The sequence below is a fragment of the Ruminococcus sp. AF17-12 genome, from assembly GCF_003479245.1.
Classification (GTDB): domain Bacteria; phylum Bacillota; class Clostridia; order Lachnospirales; family Lachnospiraceae; genus Blautia_A; species Blautia_A fusiformis.
In genome coordinates this window covers 1-24115 of record NZ_QUGY01000024.1, presented here as the reverse complement: position 1 = coordinate 24115, position 24115 = coordinate 1, and the positions used below count along the sequence as shown (strand labels likewise).

Sequence of the window (24115 nt, the reverse complement as noted above, 5' to 3'; positions counted from 1 at the left end):
AATTAGAATGAATGTACCGCTGATTTCAGAATAGGCGTACCGTTCGAGCAGAATTTGCAGGCTAATTCCAGCAACTATTGCATTGGGATATTTTTCTTTTAATTTATCTACAGCAACATCTGCCGATTCCTGTGAACTTGCTGCCAACACAACTGAAGCACCTTCCTTCAAGAATTTATCAGCTGTAGCAAATCCTATACCACGGCTTCCACCCGTAATGATTGCAACTTTATCTTTTAATCTCATTTAGACTACCTCCTTACTTAGTTTCTAACTACATTATAAGCAAAAGGTAGATTATTTTCTGTGATATCATCACAAAATATCGCAATAAAAAACCCTGTTGCTCACGCACCAGGGTTTTGGTTTATCCATCTGTATTTAACACAAGATTAGGCTTCTATTCAACTTCTGAAAACTGATCTTTTCCAACATTACATAATGGGCATTCAAAATCTTCTGGAACATCCTCCCACTTTGTTCCTGGTGCAATACCACCTTCAGGATAACCTTCCTCTTCATCATATTCCCATCCGCAAACGTCACATACATATTTCATTAGTTTATTCCTCCTTATAAATATATTAATACACAGCATATATTACTGTTGTATCTGAATTATTTTGTAATCTTAGCACGAAAGTCAAGTGTTTTTAGCATTTCCAGAGTCCATGAAGATTGCAGTATGCGTATACTTCTTCTACATATTCTCCATCACAGAGGCAGAAATCCGCAATAGGTTCCTGTCCTGGAATTAGCTGTTTTCTATAAATACCCTGATTTGTATTTAGTGTAATCCATTCAATGAAATGATTATCAAGCATTGGATGTTTTATTTCACCGACCACAACATGTACATGCTGTTTGTCCACTGTATATACAGGTACATGCTTCTCAACAGCAGCATCTGTCACTCCAGCTTTTAACTCATGCATAGCCTCTCCGCAACACATTACTGGTACGCCTTGATCCTTTAACATTTCAATAATGTTTCCACAATGATTGCATACATAATATTTTACTTCCATCTTTTTTATCTTCCTATGTTTAAAATTTAAAATCCAATTGTTTCTATAACTTTCTTCAAAGCATCCGTCGATTCTTAAACTTTAATGCTTCTTTACCAACCGATGCAGAACCAACAAAGCCACAGCCTATCATTACTGCTTTTTTTAATAATCACTTTCTTCTTTGTAATAATCTCCTTCTCTTTAATAGTTCTCTTCACGTATTTCGAAATAACTCTGTGGATGGTTACATACTGGACATATCTCAGGTGCCTTTGTTCCTACCACAACATGTCCACAGTTACGGCATTCCCATACCTTAACTTCACTCTTTTCAAACACCTGTGCAGTTTCAATATTCTTAAGAAGTGCACGATATCTCTCTTCGTGGTGCATCTCAATCTGTTTATTGTCAATAGATAATAGTAATAATTACTATTATTATAATAATCAATATTACTGATTACCTTTTATTTAAAATAATCATTCAATCATCATTTTTTCCGTTCAAAAACATATTCTGCATCTGATGATAAATCAGAGCGGAATGAATAGCCTAGTCTATCAAATTTCTTAATATCCTCAGGATTTTCAATTCTGTTTTCAGCCATGAACCTAACCATTTCACCACGGGCCATCTTAGCATATGTACCTTTTGTCACCAGTTTATCTCCTGATAACTCACAAAATGTAATCGTAATGTATCTATCCTGTCGTGTCAGATATTTTTCTATGCACTTAGAGTATTCTTTCGATGCCAGATTGATTATAATCCTGCTGTTATCAATCACTGAGCGGTATAATAAATCTCCCCAGTACTCATACAGATTTTTTGTTTCTCCTATTCCAACCTTCGCCTGCATTTCCAAACGATAAGGTGTCACACCATCCCTTGGTTTTAGCACACCATAAAATGCAGATATTATTCTCAAATGATTTTGTACATACTCGAATTGACTGTCCTCAAACACGGATGGAGCCATATATTGAAAAGCAATTCCTTCATATGATAAGACAGCTGGGGTAAGTAAATGATAAAGATCCATGTTTTCCAATCTATTGAAGTTCTGTTCTGTAATTTTGTCATTACATTTCCAGATAGTCTTCAGTTCTTCTTTTGACTTACTTTTCAACCAACTTTGTATCTCTGTCGTCTTTTCAATAAATTCAGGCAATCCATCCGGCGCTATGCTGTCAGTATCTGTAATCATCTTTTTAGCAGGGGATAATATTATCTTCATTAATCTAATTCCTTGAGCATATTTTCAGGATCATCTGCAGCCTTGACTTTATCATTTGCCTTTATAATAATCCCCTGTTCATCAATAAGATATGTGGTTCTTACTACTCCCATAGAGACTTTGCCATAATTTTTCTTTTCTTTCCATACATCATATGCTTCAATAACTTTCCGCTCTGGATCTGCTAAAAGTGTAAATGTCAATCCATATTTTTCCTCAAATCTCTTATGAGAGGATACAGAATCCTTACTGACTCCAAGAATAACTGCTCCTTTTTCGGTAAACTGAGGGTATCGCTCAGAAAACCCACATGCCTGTTTCGTGCATCCCGCTGTATTATCCTTGGGATAGAAATATAAAATCACTTTTTTTCCTGTATAATCCGATAATCTATGTATTTTCCCATTTTGATCTGGCAACTCAAAATCCGGTGCCTTAACCCCTACTTCCAACATTATTTATCCCTCCCTTTCTGTATCTTTCTCTTTATTCGCCTTTTTCTTCCTATTCCCGGTAATCATTTTATGACCTGTATATATCGCCATTACCATACATAACATAGAACTTAAAGCAAAGTATTTGTGACTTGATTTTTGCTTTTTATATCCAGTGTAAAAAGTCCCAAGCATTGTGATCAATGCTCCTACTGACCAATATTTATGTGCTTTCATGTAATTCCTCCATTTTTTCAGTGTATTCAATTCTAATTATACGCTACCATATTCCTATGTCAATTTGATAATAGAGCATTCCTATAAATTTTTTCAAAATATCATTGTCAAAACTATGTATTGTTATCCTTTAATTTTTCTTTGAAATAATTGACAAAAAGCTTGCTTTCAGGAGATTACTATTTAATCTCTTTTCCATCTATATATAGTTGAAATTTATCAGGATTATTGACAACATCATAGTCCTTTCCGTATTCTACAGGTCTATATTCGGCTGTCATTACCGATTCCCCGTCTTCAATATCCTCTTTCCATAAATAGATGTTCATATCAATGCTCGTCGCATATCCTCTGTCTGTGGAGAATTTTGTCGAATGAAAAGAGACTTTACAACTTAAAATTGGATAAAAAGGACAAAAAAAAGAAGAGCTGCTTGCTCTTCCCATATAGTAGTAGTAAAATAATATGTCATGCCAGCGCAATATATTACCTAGAATATCGCTATAACAGGAAAGGGGCTGCATTGTGACAGCCCCTAATTTACTTCATCACGTTGTCTACATTCTGAGTGAACTCGTTCCCTGGTTTATTTTAGCATCGGTCTGGATTTTGTTTCATAAAGATAAATTTTGCCACAGAGCGGTCGTATGTTTTAATGTGTCCAAACAGCCAGTCGATTACATTTTTCTGTACAAGTTCACTGAACCGATCTGTTGGTCCTTCATACTCCTGAAGGTATTCATACAGTTCTTGAATTGTCTTTTTAAACTCTTCATGTTTTTCATAATGTTTTTCACGCTCTGGATAACCGGATTTTTCCTGAAGCTTTTCCTCTTCTTTGAAATGAAAGTCAGTATATTCATCCAGATAATCCAGCATTTTGATTGCTTTTACTTTGCTGTCGCCATTTTGACAGGCAGTTACAAAGTTCTGGATACGGTCAATCAATTCTTTGTGCTGTGTATCGATTGTTTTATTTCCTGTTACTAAATTGTCATCAAAGGTAATGTTTAAATCGTAAGTCATAATTTGACCTCCATTTCTTTTATATGTTCTCTTAGGCTCTTTTAATGTCTGGCAGTTTCGTACCTGCATTTTCTGCTTAGTCTTCTACAGGAACGAAAACATCTTTTCCTAATCCGCAGATTGGGCATGTCCAGTCATCTGGAATATCCTCAAATGCAGTTTCTGGAGCGATACCGGCGTCTGGATCTCCTACTGCCGGATCATAAATATATCCACATGGTTCACATTCATATTTTTTCATAGTCATTTTCCATTTTCAATGTCGATTTATTTTTGTTACCAAGTTCCTAGCAATTTTTCTAACACTTTGTTTCTTGTATGTCTGTATTATACATGATAATTATTCTTTTGTCAATAATAGTAATTATTATTATTTTTGCACTTAGCATAAACTGATATTTGAATTGCACATTTACATATTGTATATATCATGGGAATAGTTGAATAAAAAAATGAACTCTATTCATTAAAGACAGAGTTGCTGGAAATTATTTCTCTCCAACAACTTTCTTCGTCTTTAAGTCCTTGAAACACAATACTGTCCCATCAGATTCATCCAACTGTTATATTTATTCTTTTCACACACCTTTCGACAAATTTCATTTTCCATCAATACACAGAACATCTTATCATAATCAAATGCCCAAACAGCACCATTCACATGGTTTTCCACTGCTTTCTGATCTATGTACTTTAAACGTGTGACCATTTTTTCAATTTCTCCATTTCTCAAGTTACCGATATTTTTGCAGATAAACCGAAAGAAATTCAACGTTGCATATTCGTCATGCCAATGGAACTCTTCTGGATTGTTTTTAATTTTACTGGCTCGCTGCTGTTCTTTGATTATTTGATCAGCTACACCTTTCATCGAATCTTCGTATCTCATATTACTCACCTACTCTTCCTCAACGCCCAGTGACGGTTTAAATCTTTTATCCTTTGCCTGCGGTACCACGATCTCGTAAAAATAAAATCCTAAATATCCAAGTGCCTGCTTCTTCATTTTATAAAAAGAAGTCCTGCCTATTCCTAGCTCCTGCTGTACTTCCACATCTGTCTTATTATAATGACTGCAAAAACAGGAATGAAGGATTTCACTGAGCATCACACCATTCGGTGCATAGAACTTCACCAGTGTCATTCCACGATAGATCATATCAGACAAGCCATAAATGATCATCAGGTTATTCATTTCCCGGTGCATCTTTGGCACATTCAGCTGATTGTTATAAATGCTCAGATAACTCAATGCATATGCCATATCTTCATTGATTTTCTCCTGGCACTCCATATCCAGTTCTTCCAATACAACTGGTTTTCTAAAATCAGTTTCTGGTAGCTTGTCATCAGTTCTTTAATATCAGTATAATGTCTTAATCCTGTGCATGACTTGCCATATGGAAGGTAATTTCTTTCACTGATTTAATTGCATAATCTCTGTCTGTCATCAGTTTCAAAATCTCCTTATCATCATCACACTAACTGGCGGTCTTTCAGACCAGTTCGCTTTCCCCATGATTTTGATGGGAAGCAATTACTTACTACAACTTGCAGAAGCGGATATCCAAAAGGCATTGTGGGAGCTGCCTTTGCTGACCGAAATCCATCTTCTTATGTAAAACCTGCAGGAATATAAAGGGAAAGTGACTATCCCTGCCGATTAATAATCCAAATAATATCGTCTATACCAATCTCTCCTTATTTTTCAAAGCATCTGTAAAATCGTTTTCTATCATTTGGTTATAAAGTCTCTTCTGCGCCAGTTCATCTGTATAATACGCATAGTCATGATTATAATCTTCCATAACTGTTTCTGCCGCCATAGATGCATAATCATATATGGTAGCTATTGAAAGATTCTTATCTATATTTTTGTAAATACCATATTTAATCTTTATTCCTTTAATCGGAGCATTCTCTACAAACTCATTAATAACATTGTCCATTCTCCGATGATCCAGCTCACAATCATCACTTAATAAGCAGAGAAAAGATGCTTTTTCTTTTCTCACCGGTGCTGCTCAAGTTCATAATGCCTAACTCATCTAATCTTATATCTGAATCCTCACTTGCAAACGCAAACACTATTTTTTCGAATGTATCTGCATTTCCAATTCTTGCACATTTCATACGATAACGCAAAATATCATTACCATTTTTTATCCTGTAATGTATTGTGAACTGTGAGACCAGTTGCAGTTGTTTGCATATATTATTAAAATCCGTAGCAACCAGCATTTTATTTCTGTCTTCTTCAAATACATTGGTCTCTATATACTTTTGTATTACGGTTTCATATGTTTTCTTCTCGTTCATTAATTCATCTAACTCTGTGTTTTCATTTAGATGTCTATAAATCTGAATGTACTGATCTTGACGATTTACGCAATATATACTACTAAACTCATTCCCCAAAATGTTAATAATATCCGTAATCAGCATTTTTCCCCTTACTCTTCATTTACATATCATTTTATTGTAATCCCTTGATCTTTTTCAAAGATACTTTCGCTGTTGTTCCAAAGTTTCCATGTCTCTCTTTCTTTAAAATACAACGAAAAGTGAACTCTTATGTACTTGAAGAATCTGAAATACGATTCCTCCCTGTAAATATCAATCTGTTCCACAAAGCACGTGACATGCTCCCACCACTTAAATCTTACGATTTTGAAGTGGGGGCTTCCTGCTCGATTACCCTTTAGGGCAAAGCTAAAACAGGCTATCCCCGCGTGTCCCGCGGTTTTGTTTTTTATGTTTATCCGGTTACGGATTTTTTTCTTGTGCCGTCAGGCACATTCTTTATAGATTCTTTTTCCTTCTTCACGGATGTTGACTGCTGCATTCACATCCCGGTCTATCCTATTTCCACATTCACAAACATACATTCTGTCCGACAATGCCAGTTCCTTTTTCTTATGTCCGCATACACTGCAGATCTTACTGGATGCAAAATAACGGTCTACTTTTATAAGATGTTTTCCATATTCTTCCAGCTTGTATCCCAACATGAACAGAAACTGCCCGTACCCGTTATCCTGCACACCTTTCCCAAGGTGCAGCCCTCCGGACATTCCCTTCAGATTCAGATCTTCCACACATACTGCATCATATCTTTCCGCAAGCTCCCTACTGAGCTTATGCTGGAAATCTTTTCTCTGGTTCTTTATCTTTTCATGACATAAAGCTACCCTTTTTTTCTGTTTCTGATAGTTCCGGCTTTCTTTTTCACAGTGGGAGAGCTTTCTCTGTTCTCTTGCAAGTTTTTTCTCTGCTTTTCTGTAAAACATAGGGTACCCGGCTCTTTCTCCTGTAGAAAATACACACATTCCCTGCATGGCAAAATCGATCCCAAGAAATCTCTCTGCCGGTCTTTTTTCCACTGTTTGGTTCTCACAGCAGAACAAAAGGCTGGCAAAATATTTCCCGGATGGCTCACGGCTCACAGTTACAGACTTCAGTTTCCAGTCTGATGGAATCTGACGGTGAAGTTTTATCCTTATGACGGACATCTTTGGAAGTTTCAGATGGGTATCCTGCAAAAGGATATTTCCGTTTAGTGCATTGGTCGTATATGAATTTCTTGCATGCTTCTTTGATTTATAACGTGGAAATCCGCAGGCTGGTTCCCGAAAAAACTTCCGGAACGCACTTTCCAGATGCAGTTGCGCATTCGCCAGGGCAAGGGAATCCACCTCCTTCAGCCATGGATATTCCTTTTTATATCCGGCCGGTGTGTTCCGGAGCATCTTTTTTTCTTTCTGGTAATAGCTGATCTTATCTGCAAGCATCTGGTTATAGATAAAGCGGCTGCAGCCGATTGTTTGCTCTATCTGAACTCTCTGCTCTTTATTTGGATAGATCCTTATTTTTACGGCGCGGTTCATTCTTCTCACCCTGGCTTTCTATATACTGCCGTATCGTTTCAATCGTTGCTCCGCCTGCACTGAGCAGACCGAAGATCTGACCCCAGAATGCATCTTTCATGGTCTAACTCCATTATATTTATCATCCTTTTTCTTATATCGACGGATATGTATTTATGAACTAATTGTTCTTTTCAGTATACTACATCAGGGAAGAGAGAACAAGTGTTTCTTTTATACTATAGAGATTTTTTTGAGCAGATATGCTCAGATATGCAATTCATCTCACCACCTGAAGAGGTGGGAGAATTCTTGCTACATTTGTTAAAATGGCTGATCGTATTGTACTGGTTTCTCAATCTTCTCTGCTGTCTGATCATAGCCAGGGCTTTTCACAACATTTCTGTCAGAGAAAAAAAACACGAACTGTTGGTTCAGCAGATGAGCTTTCTTCAGAAACAGCTGGAATATACAACCGAAATGGAACAGGAATATCGATCTGTGCGAAAATGGAATCACGATATGGAAAACCATCTTTTTTCACTGAATTATCTGATCCGCGCAAAAAAATATCATGAGGCAGATGCATATCTGGAAACGATTCTTTCAGAACTTCCGCCGGAAAAGAGGACTTTATGAAACGAGACTTTGTTATTCTTTTTATAGAACTTTTCTGTGTTCAAGCATCTTTTTTCCTGGAAGCTCTGCTGCAGGAATATGTTCTGTTCTGCCAGATAATGCTTCTCTTTTTTCTGGTCCTCACTTACCGCAGGATCTACCTTCTTGCCAGACGATCGCTTAAAAATGCTCAGGAAGAAGAAAAATTTCAGGCTCTTCAAAAACAAGAACAGTTACAGAAAGAACAGGAACAGCTGTTTGTTTCCAGAAAACAAGAGACTCTTGCATTTCAGCAGACTACCATTCAGAAACTACAGACACTTCAGAATTACCTGAAAACCAACGAATATGATAAGATCCAGGACTACCTGCCAGCCATCACCGATGATTTTCAGAGAGAACGTTTCCATCCCATCTGCCAGGACAGCCTGATCAACGCCATCCTTGCGGACAAAAGATTTCTTGCCATGCAGAAAAATATCAAAGTTACCTACGAGGTTCTTCTTCCGGAGAAATCCAATATTCCCTCTTCGGAACTGAGCAGTATATTTTTCAACCTGCTGGATAATGGAATAGAAAGCTGCAACGCTTCCGGTTCTGAAGCACCGTTTATCTCTGTAACATCAAAAATGTCCGCCGGTTTTCTTACTGTCCACATGCAAAACAGCAAAGATCCGGCACGACCATTCAACCACAAAACATCAAAAAAAGATATCCTCAACCATGGATTCGGCCTGTCCATAATTGAAGATATCTGTGAAAAAAATGATGGCAGCTGTCAGTGGATCGACAATGGGGATACCTTTGATTCAGTTGTTATGCTGAGATACTGATAAGATTCAGCAGAACATACATATCCTTATCTTTCAGTTCCGCTGCATAATGCTCCACACATTTGAAGCCTTTTGAAATATCAAAATGTTTATCAAAATTCAAAACCTCATCAGCTCCAGCTTCTTCTCCCTGGTCAGCTGCTTAATCCGGTACTCCCGGCTCATGGCCTCTTCCCTTGTGGCAAAGCCCTCATAATACACCAGCTTCACCGGCCGCTTGGCCCGGGTATATTTGGCACCTGACTTGCCTTCATTGTGCGCTTTCATCCGCCTGGCAAGGCAGTTTGTCCAGCCGGTGTAGAGCGTGCCGTCCGCACACTGCACGATGTATGTATAGTTCATAGCAGTCTCCTCTTCTGTAAAAAATTTATGCAATACAATGCCAAATGCCAGTACATCTTCAGTAACATCAACCCTGATATTTGCCTTCCTGTAAAACAAATATCTGAACACTTTTCTGGACAGTGTGATCTGTCTTCCGTGATATTTCCTCTCCTGTAAAACAAACATCCAGTCGGCCGCATTCTTTCTATGTAAAGACAGCCACCAGCATTTCTTCAGCAGCCGTCCTTCTATCCTCAAGCAGCCGGCACAATTCATGTATTTCACTTACATCAAAAAAATAAAAGCAGGTCGGGATTCCGGCTGCGGATTTTCCCACCTGCTTTATTATACGGTCATTTCTTATTTCTGTGAATATGGAATTCACTGCATAGCTGCTCTATAGGTATTCATATTCTGATCTTGCTGTATTTCACGATCAATAAGCTCTGCCTACTCCATCACATAATTCTTCAGCACATAAATCTTCCCATCACACTCCACAGCCTCCAACTTCACAGCCTGCTCCTGCGTTTCCGGATAATATCTGGTAGCAAAAACAACCTCTCCGCCATTCACATAAATCTCCACAGCTGTAGTATCCGCAAGAACTCTGATGCTTTCGATCACACCGGACGGAACATGCGCCTTACGTACCTTTCGTCCGGCACCGGCCTTCTCGGAGAGAGTTAAGATCACATCTCCGTCCTGATATTCCAGGAAGAGATTTTCCCCAAGGCTTACTTTACCCTGCTCACCTTTTACCTGAACATCCAGATCAAACGGTCCATTCACCGGAATCTCCGCGCTGGAACCGCTGGCAGAAACGCCAGCCTTTCTCAGCCCGTTCAGTTCTTCCACCGGATACTGATAAAGCATTCCGTTTTTATACGTAACTTCCCTTGGAACAGTCAGGCAATGCTGCCAGCCTTCGCTCTCTGCTGTAGGATTCACATACTCCTCATCTGCATCCGGCATTCCCATCCAGCCGATCAGGATCCGTCTGCCCTTTCCATCCTGGAATGTCTGGGGTGCATAGAAATCAAAGCCGTGGTCCCATTCCCGGAAAGCTTTTTCCTCCGGCTTTCCATCCTTCAGGATAAAGTATCCGGACTGATAGATGTTCTGAAAACGGAACTCTTCTCTGGTCAGTCCCTGGGGAGATACAGAAAGCACCTCCTGTCCCTCAAGAGTGAAAAAATCCGGGCACTCCCACATGTATCCGAATGCCTTTTCTGTAGTAAGCTCACCGTCAAATTTCCAGTTCTTCAGATCTTCGGATCTGTAAAAAAGTACGGCGCCATGGTCGCTTTTCTGACGGCCGCCAAGGATCATCCGGTACTCTTCCCCCTCCTTCCAGACCTTCGGGTCACGGATGTGACAGGTGTAATTCTCCGGATAATCCTCGCAGGAAACTGCAACCTCCTTTGTTCCGAAATGAAGGCCGTCCGCACTCTCCACATGAAGAGTGCTGGACTGCCTTCCGTTATTGATATAATCATAATCTCCATCCATCTTGATGTTTCCTGTGTAGAAAAGATGAAGCTTATCTTTCTCCGCAATGGCAGAGCCTGAGTAAACACCATGACAGTCATAAATGCTGTCCGGCAGAAGCGGAACCCCTTCATATCTCCAGCTGATCATATCTTCACTGGAGTAATGTCCCCAGAATTTCAGTCCACCGTTGGCCTCAAACGGAGAATACTGGAAAAACACATGATATCTTCCCTTGTACCAGCATAATCCGTTCGGGTCATTGAGCCATCCCACAGGCGGCATCAGATGATGGGTCAGACGGTTTGTCTGCATCGTCCTATCAACTGCTGCCGTTTCCTCGATTTTTCGCACTTCCTCTGCAAGTACCTTGGTCAGAGAACTCATTTTATTTTACCTCCAGTACTTCAGAACCATTATTTACTGTTCCTTCTGCAAGCATTTTTACTTCTTCATAATCATCGGTATTGGTTACGATCAGCGGTGTGGTCACATCATAGCCGGCTGCCTTAATAGCATCCATATCAAAGGTGATCAGTGTCTGGCCTTTTTTGACCACGTCACCGTCCTTTACATGAGCGGTGTAGAATTTACCGCCAAGTTCAACGGTGTCAACGCCGATATGGATCAGCAGCTCCAGACCACTTTCTGTCGCAAGCCCGATGGCATGCTTTGTGTCAAAAATTGTAGAAACCGTAGCGTCACAGGGTGCTTTTACTTCACCTTTGGACGGAATCACTGCCATGCCCCTTCCAAGGACTTCAGATGCAAAGGTTGCATCCTTTACTTCTGAAAGCGGAATCGCAGTTCCCTCAAGCGGGCTGTAGAGGGTCTGTGCACCTGTCTCTGAAGTTTTCTCCTGGGCAATTTCTGCCGGAGCATCTGATTTTTTCTCTGCTTCAATATTTTTTTCAGTTGTTTCCTGTACTTCATCCTTATATCCGAACATCCAGGTAAGCACAAAAGCCACACCAAATGCGATGGCAAACATCAGGATATAACCAACTGGATTATTCAGGCACAGCAGGATTCCGAAGATACCGGTAACACCTGTTCCTGTGGCACCAAGACTGCTAATGGAGGCAAAAAGTGCTCCGCATGCACCACCCAGGCAGCCCATGATAAACGGCTTTCCGAAGCGGATGTTTACACCGAAGATTGCCGGCTCTGTGATTCCCATGCATGCGCTTAAGGCAGAAGGAACAGCCATGGATTTGATCTTCTGATTTCTGGATTTCAGGCCTACAGCAAGAGCTGCACCACCCTGTGCAATGTTAGCTGCAGATGCAAGTGGCAGCCAATAGGTAACGCCGAATTTGGCCAGCTGTCCAAGGTCAATGATAGTGTACATGTGATGAACACCGGCAACAACAGTCGGTGCATAAAAGGCACCCATGATAAAGCTTCCGATTCCAAATGGCAGTGCGATCAGCCACTGGATCCCATCCAGAAGTCCGTTCTCAACAGCTACGAAGATCGGTCCGATAATGGAAAGTGTAAGATAGCCGGTTACAAAAACGCTGACAAGCGGTGTTACAAAAAGATCGAACATTGCAGGTACGACTTTATGAAGTCTCTTCTCAATCTGTGCCAGTACCCAGACTGCAATGATAACCGGGATCACATGTCCCTGATATCCCACCATGTCAATGGAGTAAAGTCCAAACCATACCTTCTGTGTTGCCTGCACACCCTCTGTTGCAACAGTCCAGGCATTCTGCAGATTTGGATGGATCATGATCATACCGATAACCGCACCCAGATAAGGGTTGGCACCGAATACCTTCGCACCACTGTAAGCGATAAGGATCGGCAGAAATGTATACGCTGTGTTACTGAAAAGCTGTGCAAATACATAAATGGAACCATTGGTGTTAATATTCAGGAAGCCGTTGTTTACCATGAAGTTCAGGGCTTCCATGATTCCCATCAAAAATCCGCTGGCTACGATAGCTGGGATGATCGGGACAAAAATATCTCCCAGTGTCTTGATCAGTCTCTGTATCGGATTAGCCTTGGATGCTGCCACCTTCTTAAGCTCATCCTTACTACTCTCTGATATTCCGGCGATCTGGATAAATTCATCATAAACCTTGTTTACAACTCCTGTTCCCAGGATGATCTGCATCTGTCCCTGTGCGAAAAACACGCCCTTCACACCGTCGATGTTCTCTACATATTCCTTATCCGCCTTGTCATTATCCGCAATGACCAGACGAAGCCTTGTTGCACAGTGCGCCGCGGAAATGATGTTTTCTTTCTTTCCTACATGATCATAGATTTCCTGTGCTGTCTTTCTGTAATCCATGTCCTTCCTCCTTTTCTGCTACTGTTCCCGGACAGTCATCTCTTTCTGCTTTCCCTTTCTTCGGATCAGATCTGTCTGTTCTTTCTTCAGCTTCCCGGGATTTATTATCTCTGATCCATTGTTTTTCATTTATTTATGAGATTGATTTCATATATCTATTCATACAAGGAACGGTAATCTTTCCATTTTTTTAAGTTTTTTGATGATTTTAGCACTTTTCAATGGTTTGTTTTATGTTGTTGCTTGCGCTCTTATGTGGAATCGTTCTCATATCTTACTTGTATTATAACTACTGCATTATTATTTGTAAATCCGCAACATCTCACAAATTTCTTCGGTCAAAATTGTACATATTCCATAAGAACAGATGCAAGACAGACAAACCAGTCAGGACATCGCAGAAAAAATCTGGCATTTTTCTGTGTTTGCTCAGCCATAACACAGCACCACGCAAAAAGAAGCAGGTCTTTTTCTCCCAAAAGATCTGCTCCTGTTCCACAATAACTTATAATTTCTTCCTCTGTCTGCGAGGATATTCTCTGTTACCTGTGAGATTCCCGTTCCACAAGCTCACATCCCATTTTTATTTCCTTGCTGATCCCGGTATCGTTCTCAATAAGATCAGCCAGCATGGCTGCTGCCTCCATTCCGCTGGTCTTATAATAAAAATGTACCGTTGTCAGCTTCGGTTCCACGATCTTACCCGGAACTCCATCCCCGATCCCTGCAATCTGAACATCCTCGGGAATGCGAAGCCCGATCTCCTTCAAATAAGTCATGGCTCCCACCGCCATAGTATCCGTAGCACACACAAGAGAATCTATGGAAGGCTCCTCCTCAAAAAGCTCCTTCGCCATCTCATACCCAGAATCCATGGTAAAGCTTCCGATCTTCATCCTCTCCGGCACGACCTCCAGCTTAGCTTTATGGATAGCATCCATAAAACCCTTTTTCCTGCAGGCACCAACTGCCTCGTCCTTATCTGTAACGCCGATATAGGCAAACTTTTTCCCCTTCTCCGCCAGCTTCTCCGTGACCTGAAAAGCTGCTTTATGATCATCCTGATAAATACATGGATATCCGTCCAGATGCTGTCCCAGGATCACGATCGGTACCTTATAATCCTTCAGCATCTGTTTATGCTTTCTGGTAAACATGGTAGCAATAAAAACCACTCCGTCCACCTGACGTTCTTTAAACAGAGAAAGGTATTTCAGCTCTTCTTCCACATCATTATTGGTATTGGCCAGAATAAGCTGATATCCTCTCCGTGTAAGAATATCACTGATCCCTGTCACCTCACGGCTTATGGTATCTGAATTGATCTTTGGAAGGATGACACCGATGAGACTGGTTTTTTTGGTCCGCAGTGTCTGTGCCTGGGAGGATGGCTGATATCCTGTCTCCTGGATTACCCTGCGGATGACTTCCTTTTTTTCACTGCTGACATATCCATTATTCAAATATCTGGATACCGTAGCTCTGGAAACTCCGGCAAGCCTGGCTATTTCATTAATGTTCATAACTTATGTACCTCTTCTTTTGTCCTGTTATATCTGTCCTTGTATGCATATTTATAATATAGATTATACACGGTTTCTTTCCTGTAAAAAAGATTCTTTTCCTATGTAAATGGAAATTTTTATTACTGCTCACTCCGTTCTCACTAATACGCTTCACAACGCAGAGGATACGGGATGCATATACCTCCCATCCCGTATCCTCCATACTCTGTTTCCAAAAATCTCCCCGGCATATCTGTTTTTCGGTTTTCCCTGTCATTCCAGATATTCAAACGGATCTACCGGCACGCCATCCTTTTTCATTGCAAAATAAAGATTCGGGCCTTCTACAGAATAATATTTGGTAGGTGCACTGATATTTCCGATCACTTCACCCTCCTTTACTGTGTCACCTTCTGCCACAGTAAGGTCCTTCAGCTGCCCGTATACTGCCTGATAACCATTTCCCAACTCCATAGTGACAGTCGTTCCCGTGCAGGCATCCTGTACAACAGAAAGCACCTGACCATCAGCCGCCGCATACACCGGCGCATCCTCCACTGCCTGCAAAGCAATGGCAGAGCTTACACGATACTGATCCAAAGTCGGATAATATACGGTTTCATCCATATTGTAATCCACAAGAACCGTTCCTCTGACCGGCCATTCCATAATGGAATCCTCCGTAAAATCCAAAGCCTGTGCCGCAATTCCGACAGCTGAGGTCTCTGCGGTATCTGTGGAAGCTCCAGCTCCGTTATTCACTGCTCCCTCTGCCGATGTATTTCCGGCATTATCTGCTGTATTTCCAGTGCCATCTGTGCGGCTTCTATCTGCACCTGCCGCCGCAGACACGCTCCTATCATCCGTACCACTTCCATTATCTGCATCTGCCGCTGCATTTTCGGCTGTACCACTTCCTGCAGTCTCACGGATGCTTCCTGTCACTCCATCTGCTCCGGCTTCTGAAGCTCCTGACAGACCTGCTTCATCTCCGGTTTCTCCATCAGAGATCTCATCCTGTGCTGCATCCTGCCAGCCATCTCCGGCAGCTGCCGCATCCTCTGCGTTTTCCCCGTCCGAAAGCTCCTCTTCCAGCCCGGTTTCTTCTACCTGTACAGAATTTTCCTCCTGGGGATTTTCTGCGATGGGCTTTGTTCCAAGCTGATAAACAGTAATCCCAAGTGCCGCCACTGCTGCCAGAACACCTCCGTTGATAATACCTCTCACGATTTTACTTTTCATATTCTTTCCACCTCTGTCTGATATGTTCATTTTCAGTAACAGAAAAAACAGTAAAGCTGCCGTTTCGGTCACCATTTCTATATCTATAGAGTGTCCAGAATATGGCTGTCTATTCATTTTTTGAATATTTTTTTATCAGACGTTGCTTCGGATGCCTGACTTTCTTTAATCCTCAGCTTTCAGCTCCATCTCCGGAAAATATTTTTTCAGGATCTCCTCCGCACTGCTTCCGTTTTTTGCCATCTCATTTCCACCAAACTGGGAAAATCCCACACCATGACCGCTACCACGCACTCGCAGATAATAAATATCATCCTTTTTCTTCAAACTGAAATTCGCGGATTCCAGTCCCATTCCCGCTGCAAAGCTTTCTCCCTCCAGAAGTGTTTCCCCAATCGTAAGCTCTGTCACATAACCGGCACTGTCCCGTTTTTTGATCTTCAGCTCCCCGGAAAGCTGCCCAGCAGGAATTTCCACGATTTTTATATGATCCGGAGATTTTTTGTCCTCACTGCTATCTGCCGATTTCAGATATGTATACGCCTCATCATGAAAAACTTCTTCCCCGCTGCGGGTTTTCCCTGCGCTTCTCTTATGCCAGGGAGTCAGCCTCACTTTTCCTTCATATGTAAGTACCTGTCCATCCGTCTCTTTTGCTGCCTGCTCATAGATCTGCCTTTTTTCTGCAAAAAAATATCTCCAGACTTCCTCTGTGTTTCCGTTTTCCCTCAGAATCTCTGCGAGATTTTTTCCCTCTCCCAGCCACCTTTGAATATTCGACCGTGCGATCACAGTCTGCGCTTTTATGGTTTCTTTTTTCATATCCGGGGAAATCTGCGAAAAAACAATGACCGGGAGATATTCTTCCATATCCGGCACCCTCTCTGCCAGGACCCTCTCTGGTCCATTAATGGTTGCCGCCGAAAAATAAGGAAGAACAATTGCTAAAAACACCAGACAATATCGAAGAAGCGCATATTTTTTCATAAAAAGCACCATAAGCGTTCTTTTTCCTAATATATGTTCTTTTGCCAAAAATTATTATTTGCTGTATACTATAGCAGTTCTATGAATCAATGCATCAAAAAAGTTATTCCGAACATGCTGCAGTAATTTATGGAAATGCTATATATCAATCCAAAAAGTATCTGCAGCGATCAGTCCTGCTCACCGCTTACTGCTTGCCACGAATGGAGGTATCACACACCATGCTTGCCATCTTTCTCGCACCATTATATATTCTCATTAATATTTATATCGTCCGCTGGATGATTTTGTGGATGGGTGCCTGCACTCATTTTTTTCAGACCTTTGCGTTCCGGGCATGCTTTGCAGGTGTTTATATTTTTCTGTCCACTTCTCTTCTGACCTGTTTTCTCATCCGGAAGCCCCCTGCGCTCCATCGCTTCCTGAAAAATACGGCAAATTATTTTCAGGGAACATTTCTTTACATCCTGATCGTAATCGTAACTACAGATCTCTGCAGACTGATCCTGAAGCATACGCTTCATCCGGCCTGGATGTATTCCCGGAAAGCCTTCGTAGTCACAGGCGCTGTCTGCACCCTTCTGATCATTGGTGTCAGTCTCTATGGGATTTTTAATCAGTGGAATATTAAGACAAAAACTTATGATGTGAAAATAGACAAGCAGGTGAAGGGAATGGACTCCCTGAAGATTGTCCTGCTCGCAGACATTCATTTCGGTTACAGTATCGGAGAAAAACATGCCGGGCTTCTTGTAAAAAAGATCAACGCCGAAGATCCGGATCTGATCTGTATTGCCGGCGATATTTTTGATAACGAATATGAAGGGATCAAAAACCCGAAAAAAACAGCGGCCATTCTCCGTTCGCTGAAATCCAGATACGGCGTTTATGCCTGTTGGGGCAACCATGATCTCAGCGAACCGATTCTGGCCGGTTTTACCTTCCGCAATGCAAAAAAAGATTATGATGATCCCAGAATGCGGAATTTTCTGGAATCTTCCAACATCCGGCTTCTCGATGACGAAACCGTCCTCATAGATAAACGGTTTTATCTGACAGGCCGTAAGGATCCTTCACGCTGCCGAAAAATGTCCGACACCCGTAAGGATCCTGACCAGCTTACAGCCTGCCTTGACAAAACACTCCCGATTATTTTTATGGATCATCAGCCCGGTCAGCTGGATGAAGTGGCAGCCGCAGGCGCAGACCTTGATCTCTGCGGCCATACTCATGACGGCCAGCTGTTCCCTCTGGACATCATCACCGGCCTGGTCTGGGAAAATTCCTGCGGCTACCTGAAAAAGGGGACTATGCACAACATCGTTACCTCCGGTGCCGGCATATGGGGCCCGAATATGCGTACTGCCACAAACAGCGAGATCTGTTCGATCACAGTACATTTTTATCCTGCCAGACCTAACTCCTCTGATCCCTCATAAATATCTTCCACCGGCAGCTCCTCCGCACTCTCACTATCCTCTTCTGTTATTTCTGTTCCGTCATTTTCTTCTTCCGTTTCAGAGTCCTTCGGAAACTCAATTACTTCAGCCGTATCACCACTTTCTGATATCTCCGGCTCTTCACTGGAATCATCAAATATCTCTTCCTCAGTATTATCGTCCGTCTTTCCTTCTTCAGAACTCATATTGAGTTCCTCGCTGCTCTCTTCTTCAGCTTTCTTTTCACTGTTTCGGATGATCTCAAGGGCTTCTGTTTCTGAAATAATGCCTGAATTATCTTCCATTGCATTTGCTTCCGGCACTTCATAATCATATACAAAGGTATTGACTGGCATAAGCTTGTTTGACTGCACATCATAGTCAAATACATGCCACAGGTATCCTTCCCTGTTAACCGGTACATTTGCCTGGTAGATCTGTTTTCCACCCCGGTAAACGGTTACTTTGGCTGACGAAGCAGATAATTCTGTACTCGCATCATCTTCACCGTTTGTATAATCGTATACATAAAAGCTATATTTTCTTCCGGTGAAGCCTTTGTATATGGTTGTTGTTTCCGGTCCATAGCTGCTTGTATCATCCAGATCCAGATTTGCTATTACATCTCCATCCTCTGAATATGCATTTTTATCCCTATAGTATACATGGAAGTAGTCATCTCCGTTTTCATCAGCAGGTCCCAGCAGATGAGAATCCAGATCTCGCGGAGTTTCTCCCCATGTAAGCACGATCTGAAGAAGTCCCTCATCTCCTGCACTGATATTGGTCGGTGACATTGTTACATCACGTTCACTGCATGCATTTGCCTGAACTACAACATTGATATGGGCAGAAACAAAATCTTCATTGCTTGCATTCAGCGTATAGTTTCCGGCTAGCACGGTCAACGTATAGGTTCCATCTGCTGATACGCCTTCTTTCACAGTCTCTCCGATCACATTATCCCAGCCCTTACGTAATTCATAAGTTACATTTTCTATATTTCCGCCGGTCATGGAATGAATAAATCTTCCACTCAGCTCACCATCTCCGGCTTCTGCTCTGGATACCATCAGGAAAGATTCTGCGTATGTGATCTGGTTCGCTGATACTTCCATGGAACTGCTCTCATATTTCTGGTAACCGGTTGCTGTGACAACAATTTTGTAGGTTCCTTCATCAAGATCATTAAATGAATAAGTTCCATCTTCTTTCGTGAAAGTTTTTTCAACCTTGACTGTTCCGGAATATGCTTCCACGCTGGCATTTTTTACAGGAGCTTTACTGTTTGAATCCAAAACGCTTCCCTCAATGCTTCCGGCTCCGACTGTACATTTATCTACCAGTGTTCCATTTTCAAAATGAACCTTCAATTTTAGTGGATTATCGTCATCATCAGACAGAAAATCCTTGGACAACGTATAATGCCATACCGTTTTCAGGAACTTTCCGACCACCGTATCCGGATTCAACTCACCCGCTGCGTAAATATAGGTTCTTACATCAGAACAAAGCACATTTCCGGCATCACGAACTGTATAGGATACGCTTGCCTTTGCCGCAGGTCCTACCTTAATATCAATTCCCGCCAGATCCCATGTCTCCAATGCAGTCAGATTTAATCCAAACTGAAGACCGCATTTCGCAGATCCTTCTATTGTGACCGGTGTCAAAGTCTGACTGAAATCATGGATAAATCTTCCATTTCCATCTTTGAATTCATATCCGCCAGTTGCTTCAACGGAATATTTCACAACAAACTGCCCGGACACATCATAAAACAGAGAAACCACCAGATCTGCAGAAAGACCAGTTGTACCAAGCTTTATAGGAACTCGTCCCAGTTCAAGTACATCGCTGACTGTTTCCATAGTTCCACTTGCATGTTTGATCTGCTGCTCTGAATTCACGCCACTTATATAAAGTCCGCCTTCGAAATCAGCTTTTCCTGTAACTGACGCAATAAAATGCCTTACCTCTATCTTTCCCCAGCTAAATCCGGCATCCAGCTTACAGCTTACATCCGGAATCGTAACAGCAACAGAACCGGACAGCTTCACCTTATCATTAAATTTATGATTAAGATCAAATTTCAATTTACCTGGAACCGGAATACTTCCGCCGAGAGTAAGTCCTCCTGCCGGCACCTCACTTGAATTTTCCGGAATATACTCATATTGAACGCCCTCTGCAGTTACCTGCATATTTTCCGGATCTGCAATTCCTGCACCTTCAAAATCAATTGATTTGTAAACCTCTGAAATATCATCCGGTTTGCCGGCCTTAATGATCAGACGTCCCTGTCCGTCCTTTGTGATATTCTGGACTTTTAATGCAATATCTGTATCTGTTCCCATTTCCTTTGCAGAAAACAGTACAACCTTTCCGGTTTCCAGATTTTTATAAGCATTTCCATCTTTTACTGTGATCGTATAAGTTCCGTCACTGTTCTGGACAACATTGTATATATTTTTGGAAGTATCTTTGACTTCAACTACATTTGTTGCATAGGTAACCTTGCTGTCATAATTCTCATCGATTACTGAGTCCTCAGTGATCTGGTCGATAGCTTTTAAGATCTGAGCTGCATCATTTCCGTTAATTGCCTTCTCCGGTTCAAAGGTATCTCCATTCAGAGACAGCATATTCTTTTTCAGTGCAATAGCTACAACATTTTTATACCTGATCTGAGCCGCATCTGCACATGTCGGTTCTTCATCCGTAGTTTCATATCCCATAAGCATTACTGCTGTATATGCGGCAAACTCTCTTGTTGCATATTCGTCAGGATAAAAATATGGAACATCCTGCTCATCGGTTTCATCGGGTATGATTCCCATAGTTTTTGCAATTTCTGCTGCGATTCCATTTTCATTTTCTCTGGTATCAGCATAATAATAATTTTTGCTGTCAAACTGCTCTTCATACTTGCAGCCAACTTTATCCAGAAGAAGTTTTACCCATTCACCTCTGGTGTATTCATGTCCGGAATCCTGCACGTATTTTTTCGTAACAAAAATCCTTGCAAAGATTTTTATTCCTTTTACTTTGGCAACAATCGATGTATTTCCCTCTCCGACTGCCTGGACAACACCTGTTTTTGTTACTGTTGCAATTTTCTGATCAGCAGATGACCAGCTTACTTTAACACCCTTTTCCTTAAAACCAAGCTGGATACTTTCCCCTTCTTCCAGCGTAGCTTTTTGATTTTTCAGTGTTGGTTTCACAACTGTTATCTTACATCGATATGTTCTCTTCTTGGAATCTTTAAAGGTTACTGTACATTTTCCTGTTCCTGTTACAGAAACCGTACCATCTTTTTTTACCTTGGCAACCTTTGTATTTGAACTTGAGGCAGCTTTGATCACATCACCCTTTATCGAAAGCTTCCTGGACGTATTCGCTGTTCCCCATACAAATTTTAAGCTCTTTGCAGACAGATAAGGATTTTTTACCGTAACCTTACAGGTATACACTTTTTTTCCTATTTTAGCCTTAACCACTGTTGTTCCAGTTTTTACTGCTGTTATTTTTCCCTTAGAGCTGACTTTAACGATTTTTTTATTGGCAGAACTCCATACCGTCTTTCCCGAAACACCGTTTACTTTTAACTGCAGACTTTTTCCCTTTACATACAATACGGCTTTTTTCACTGACATTCCCGGGCTTTTTACTGTAACCTTACAGGTTAATGTCTTTTTGGCAATTCTGGCCTTTACTGTTGCGGTTCCGGTCTTCACAGCCGTTATCTTTCCCTTTGACGAAACCTTTACAACTTTATTATTGGAAGAAGACCATTTCACGGCTTTCTTCCAATTTACAACCTTTAACTGAGATGTTTTTCCCACGTACAAAACCTTTTTTGTACTGTTCAGTCTGGGATTTACAGCTGCATTTGCTGGCATGCTGATTCCTAAGATCAACATCAGGATCAGCATCAGCGGCAGCAATTTTTTTGATGCACTTTTTCTCTTCATAAGCACTTTTCCCTTCTGCTGTACTATGCTATAATGTTCACCAATTATAAATTTTCGAGATCATTCGAAATCATTTATAATTAATTCCCCGTAAATTATCAGACTATCAACCAAGAAAGGAGAAAAATCATGAGTGTCACCGTAAATCCAAAAGCACGCCAAATTTTACCGGTTATTCTGGGCTGCTGCGTAATCGGAACTGTTTTTTTTCTGGCAATAACTATCTGTTCCGCCATAAAATATCATGATTACGTACCTGTAGATGCTGTTATATCATCTGTCAACCGCTCAAATAATCCTAACAAGCCTCATAGTTCCAATTATCATAACTATGTGAAGTACTCTTACACCTATAAGGAACAAAACTACACAGCTGACCGAATCGAGTTTTTACGCCTCGGCAAAGCCCCCGGAAAGCATGTTCAGATTAAATGTGATCCGCAGAATCCAAACCAGATCCAGAATATCTATTCTATGACCATCTGTATTGTCTTCCTGGTAATCCTGATCATAACAGATTTCCTGCTCATTCTTATGATAAAGTCTTAATACTGTACAGCTATGCTCTAATTATATAACATTTTTATCTCTTGAACTTTGTCAAATTTGTCGCAAAGTGAACATTTTTTGTCGAAAATGTCCATAATATTTTTTTATCGCATTGACATACTTCTACCATTGAAATCCTACTCGATGGCTCTGCTGATTCGTTCGTCAGTAAGTAATTTTCTATGATATAAAAAAGACGGTTACGCTGAATCACAACGTAACCGTCTTCCTTTATACTATACTCGCACAGATATAAAACAAAATTCCCACCTACTGCCTTGAGCAATAAATGGGAATTTATCTGATCCACTTAAAAAGTGAGGCATCGGGGATTCGAACCCCGGACAACTTGATTAAAAGTCAAGTGCTCTACCGACTGAGCTAATACCCCATATTTACATTAAAACATGCCCAGGCTTTTTCTAACCAGCCGTTCGTATGTTTTACATTAAAACATGCCCAGAGCCGGAATCGAACCAGCGACACGAGGATTTTCAGTCCTCTGCTCTACCAACTGAGCTATCTGGGCATAAGTAGCGGGGACAGGATTTGAACCTATGACCTTCGGGTTATGAGCCCGACGAGCTTCCAGACTGCTCCACCCCGCGTTATTAAATGTTAAAAGCCGATGATCGGACTCGAACCGATAACCTGCTGATTACAAATCAGCTGCTCTGCCAATTGAGCCACATCGGCATTTAAGTGGATGGAGAAGGATTCGAACCTTCGAAGGCGGTGCCAACAGATTTACAGTCTGCCCCCTTTGGCCACTCGGGAATCCATCCATAATCTATGGGACCTATAGGGCTCGAACCTATGACCCTCTGCTTGTAAGGCAGATGCTCTCCCAGCTGAGCTAAGATCCCATATTTAATTCATTACAGCTAAGCTGTAACGACCCAGAAGAGACTCGAACTCTCGACCTCCGCCGTGACAGGGCGGCGCTCTAACCAACTGAGCCACTGGGCCATTTTAAGGTTTGTACCTTAAAAACTACATACATGCTTGTTGATCGTTAATCAAACTCTTTG

26 protein-coding genes, 7 tRNA genes and 1 pseudogene are annotated in these 24115 nt (G+C 41.3%); 4 read left to right on the top strand and 30 right to left on the bottom strand.

Annotation, left to right across the window (positions count from 1 at the left end):
• From DWW77_RS17445 to DWW77_RS17375, 16 genes and pseudogenes are all read right to left on the bottom strand, one after another.
• On the bottom strand, nucleotides 1-246 hold a 246-nt coding region (locus DWW77_RS17445), incomplete at its 3' end, for an SDR family NAD(P)-dependent oxidoreductase (protein ID WP_286188041.1).
• 154 nt (nucleotides 247-400) lie between these two features.
• Entirely contained in the window at nucleotides 401-559 is a 159-nt protein-coding gene (locus DWW77_RS17440; RefSeq protein ID WP_005339874.1) for a rubredoxin, read from the bottom strand.
• Between the two features lie 94 nt (nucleotides 560-653).
• Nucleotides 654-1028 carry a desulfoferrodoxin family protein gene (locus tag DWW77_RS17435; protein WP_015524981.1) on the bottom strand — a complete coding sequence of 125 codons (375 nt, stop codon included), beginning with the start codon at nucleotides 1026-1028 and terminating at the stop codon, nucleotides 654-656.
• Nucleotides 1029-1211: 183 nt separating this feature from the next.
• Nucleotides 1212-1412, bottom strand: a pseudogene (locus DWW77_RS17430) (rubrerythrin family protein); the annotation flags it as partial.
• A gap of 89 nt (nucleotides 1413-1501) precedes the next feature.
• The gene (gene yaaA, locus DWW77_RS17425; RefSeq protein ID WP_005421606.1) at nucleotides 1502-2248 is read right to left on the bottom strand and encodes a peroxide stress protein YaaA; all 747 of its coding nucleotides are present in this window, start codon (nucleotides 2246-2248) and stop codon (nucleotides 1502-1504) included.
• Nucleotides 2248-2703, bottom strand: a complete 456-nt coding sequence (gene bcp / locus DWW77_RS17420; RefSeq protein ID WP_005421605.1) for a thioredoxin-dependent thiol peroxidase — start codon at nucleotides 2701-2703, stop codon at nucleotides 2248-2250. The genes yaaA and bcp overlap by 1 nt, the downstream gene beginning before the upstream one ends.
• Before the next feature lie 3 nt (nucleotides 2704-2706).
• Complete coding sequence (locus DWW77_RS17415; RefSeq protein WP_005421604.1) at nucleotides 2707-2919, bottom strand: DUF6219 family protein; 213 nt, start codon at nucleotides 2917-2919, stop codon at nucleotides 2707-2709.
• A gap of 179 nt (nucleotides 2920-3098) precedes the next feature.
• Nucleotides 3099-3248, bottom strand: a complete 150-nt coding sequence (locus DWW77_RS18160; RefSeq protein ID WP_015524977.1) for a hypothetical protein — start codon at nucleotides 3246-3248, stop codon at nucleotides 3099-3101.
• A 262-nt stretch (nucleotides 3249-3510) separates the two neighbouring features.
• Nucleotides 3511-3945, bottom strand: coding sequence for a bacteriohemerythrin (locus tag DWW77_RS17410; RefSeq protein WP_015524976.1), 435 nt, complete (start codon nucleotides 3943-3945; stop codon nucleotides 3511-3513).
• A 76-nt stretch (nucleotides 3946-4021) separates the two neighbouring features.
• Entirely contained in the window at nucleotides 4022-4186 is a 165-nt protein-coding gene (gene rd / locus DWW77_RS17405) for a rubredoxin (RefSeq protein WP_015524975.1), read from the bottom strand.
• A gap of 276 nt (nucleotides 4187-4462) precedes the next feature.
• Nucleotides 4463-4834 (bottom strand): hypothetical protein, encoded by a 372-nt coding sequence (locus DWW77_RS17400; RefSeq protein WP_059086885.1) that lies wholly within the window; start codon nucleotides 4832-4834, stop codon nucleotides 4463-4465.
• Between the two features lie 9 nt (nucleotides 4835-4843).
• Nucleotides 4844-5239 carry an ArpU family phage packaging/lysis transcriptional regulator gene (locus tag DWW77_RS17395; RefSeq protein WP_015524973.1) on the bottom strand — a complete coding sequence of 132 codons (396 nt, stop codon included), beginning with the start codon at nucleotides 5237-5239 and terminating at the stop codon, nucleotides 4844-4846.
• A 391-nt stretch (nucleotides 5240-5630) separates the two neighbouring features.
• Complete coding sequence (locus DWW77_RS17390) at nucleotides 5631-5894, bottom strand: hypothetical protein (protein ID WP_015524971.1); 264 nt, start codon at nucleotides 5892-5894, stop codon at nucleotides 5631-5633.
• 25 nt (nucleotides 5895-5919) lie between these two features.
• Nucleotides 5920-6390: a hypothetical protein gene (locus DWW77_RS17385; RefSeq protein WP_015524970.1), complete on the bottom strand. Its 471-nt coding sequence runs from the start codon at nucleotides 6388-6390 to the stop codon at nucleotides 5920-5922.
• A gap of 344 nt (nucleotides 6391-6734) precedes the next feature.
• Nucleotides 6735-7832, bottom strand: a complete 1098-nt coding sequence (locus DWW77_RS17380; RefSeq protein WP_118609230.1) for an RNA-guided endonuclease TnpB family protein — start codon at nucleotides 7830-7832, stop codon at nucleotides 6735-6737.
• Entirely contained in the window at nucleotides 7795-7932 is a 138-nt protein-coding gene (locus DWW77_RS17375) for a hypothetical protein (protein WP_199579967.1), read from the bottom strand. The genes DWW77_RS17380 and DWW77_RS17375 overlap by 38 nt, the downstream gene beginning before the upstream one ends.
• Nucleotides 7933-8123: 191 nt before the next feature.
• Between DWW77_RS17375 and DWW77_RS17370 the strand changes: the two genes are divergently transcribed.
• Together DWW77_RS17370 and DWW77_RS17365 are read left to right on the top strand one after the other, a co-directional pair.
• Nucleotides 8124-8450, top strand: coding sequence for a hypothetical protein (locus tag DWW77_RS17370; RefSeq protein WP_147419600.1), 327 nt, complete (start codon nucleotides 8124-8126; stop codon nucleotides 8448-8450).
• Entirely contained in the window at nucleotides 8447-9262 is an 816-nt protein-coding gene (locus tag DWW77_RS17365; protein ID WP_118609228.1) for a sensor histidine kinase, read from the top strand. The genes DWW77_RS17370 and DWW77_RS17365 overlap by 4 nt, the downstream gene beginning before the upstream one ends.
• 99 nt (nucleotides 9263-9361) lie before the next feature.
• Here the strand turns inward: DWW77_RS17365 and DWW77_RS17360 are convergent, their stop codons facing one another.
• The 6 genes from DWW77_RS17360 to DWW77_RS17325 form a co-directional block, all read right to left on the bottom strand.
• The gene (locus DWW77_RS17360) at nucleotides 9362-9604 is read right to left on the bottom strand and encodes a GIY-YIG nuclease family protein (RefSeq protein WP_118609232.1); all 243 of its coding nucleotides are present in this window, start codon (nucleotides 9602-9604) and stop codon (nucleotides 9362-9364) included.
• A 432-nt stretch (nucleotides 9605-10036) separates the two neighbouring features.
• Nucleotides 10037-11464 carry a glycoside hydrolase family 32 protein gene (locus DWW77_RS17350; RefSeq protein WP_118609227.1) on the bottom strand — a complete coding sequence of 476 codons (1428 nt, stop codon included), beginning with the start codon at nucleotides 11462-11464 and terminating at the stop codon, nucleotides 10037-10039.
• Between the two features lies 1 nt (nucleotide 11465).
• Nucleotides 11466-13385 carry a PTS sucrose transporter subunit IIABC gene (locus DWW77_RS17345; protein WP_118609226.1) on the bottom strand — a complete coding sequence of 640 codons (1920 nt, stop codon included), beginning with the start codon at nucleotides 13383-13385 and terminating at the stop codon, nucleotides 11466-11468.
• A 542-nt stretch (nucleotides 13386-13927) separates the two neighbouring features.
• Nucleotides 13928-14908: a LacI family DNA-binding transcriptional regulator gene (locus DWW77_RS17340; protein ID WP_021652887.1), complete on the bottom strand. Its 981-nt coding sequence runs from the start codon at nucleotides 14906-14908 to the stop codon at nucleotides 13928-13930.
• A 255-nt stretch (nucleotides 14909-15163) separates the two neighbouring features.
• On the bottom strand, nucleotides 15164-16132 hold the full coding sequence (locus tag DWW77_RS17330; RefSeq protein WP_118609231.1) for a M23 family metallopeptidase: 969 nt from the start codon (nucleotides 16130-16132) through the stop codon (nucleotides 15164-15166).
• Nucleotides 16133-16297: 165 nt separating this feature from the next.
• Nucleotides 16298-17119, bottom strand: a complete 822-nt coding sequence (locus DWW77_RS17325; protein ID WP_182431242.1) for a SpoIID/LytB domain-containing protein — start codon at nucleotides 17117-17119, stop codon at nucleotides 16298-16300.
• 221 nt (nucleotides 17120-17340) lie between these two features.
• Between DWW77_RS17325 and DWW77_RS17320 the strand changes: the two genes are divergently transcribed.
• A complete protein-coding gene (locus tag DWW77_RS17320) occupies nucleotides 17341-18558 on the top strand; it encodes a metallophosphoesterase (protein WP_118609223.1) in 1218 nt (405 codons plus the stop codon).
• On the opposite strand, the gene DWW77_RS17315 is transcribed toward DWW77_RS17320, so the two are convergent.
• Complete coding sequence (locus DWW77_RS17315; RefSeq protein ID WP_118609222.1) at nucleotides 18522-22535, bottom strand: carboxypeptidase regulatory-like domain-containing protein; 4014 nt, start codon at nucleotides 22533-22535, stop codon at nucleotides 18522-18524. The two genes, DWW77_RS17320 and DWW77_RS17315, sit on opposite strands and share 37 nt — an antisense overlap.
• A gap of 129 nt (nucleotides 22536-22664) precedes the next feature.
• On the opposite strand from DWW77_RS17315, the gene DWW77_RS17310 reads away from it, so the two are divergent.
• On the top strand, nucleotides 22665-23084 hold the full coding sequence (locus DWW77_RS17310) for a DUF3592 domain-containing protein (protein WP_118609221.1): 420 nt from the start codon (nucleotides 22665-22667) through the stop codon (nucleotides 23082-23084).
• A gap of 318 nt (nucleotides 23085-23402) precedes the next feature.
• On the opposite strand, the gene DWW77_RS17305 is transcribed toward DWW77_RS17310, so the two are convergent.
• The 7 genes from DWW77_RS17305 to DWW77_RS17275 all read right to left on the bottom strand — a co-directional run bounded on the left by DWW77_RS17305 (nucleotide 23403) and on the right by DWW77_RS17275 (nucleotide 24053).
• Nucleotides 23403-23475 (bottom strand) — tRNA-Lys (locus DWW77_RS17305).
• Between the two features lie 65 nt (nucleotides 23476-23540).
• Nucleotides 23541-23613, bottom strand: a tRNA-Phe gene (locus DWW77_RS17300).
• 5 nt (nucleotides 23614-23618) lie between these two features.
• A tRNA-Met gene (locus DWW77_RS17295) sits at nucleotides 23619-23692 on the bottom strand.
• Nucleotides 23693-23707: 15 nt separating this feature from the next.
• Nucleotides 23708-23780: transfer RNA gene (locus tag DWW77_RS17290), tRNA-Thr, on the bottom strand.
• A 7-nt stretch (nucleotides 23781-23787) separates the two neighbouring features.
• Nucleotides 23788-23869: transfer RNA gene (locus DWW77_RS17285), tRNA-Tyr, on the bottom strand.
• A gap of 8 nt (nucleotides 23870-23877) precedes the next feature.
• Nucleotides 23878-23950 (bottom strand) — tRNA-Val (locus DWW77_RS17280).
• A 29-nt stretch (nucleotides 23951-23979) separates the two neighbouring features.
• A tRNA-Asp gene (locus tag DWW77_RS17275) sits at nucleotides 23980-24053 on the bottom strand.
• Nucleotides 24054-24115 lie beyond the last annotated feature (62 nt).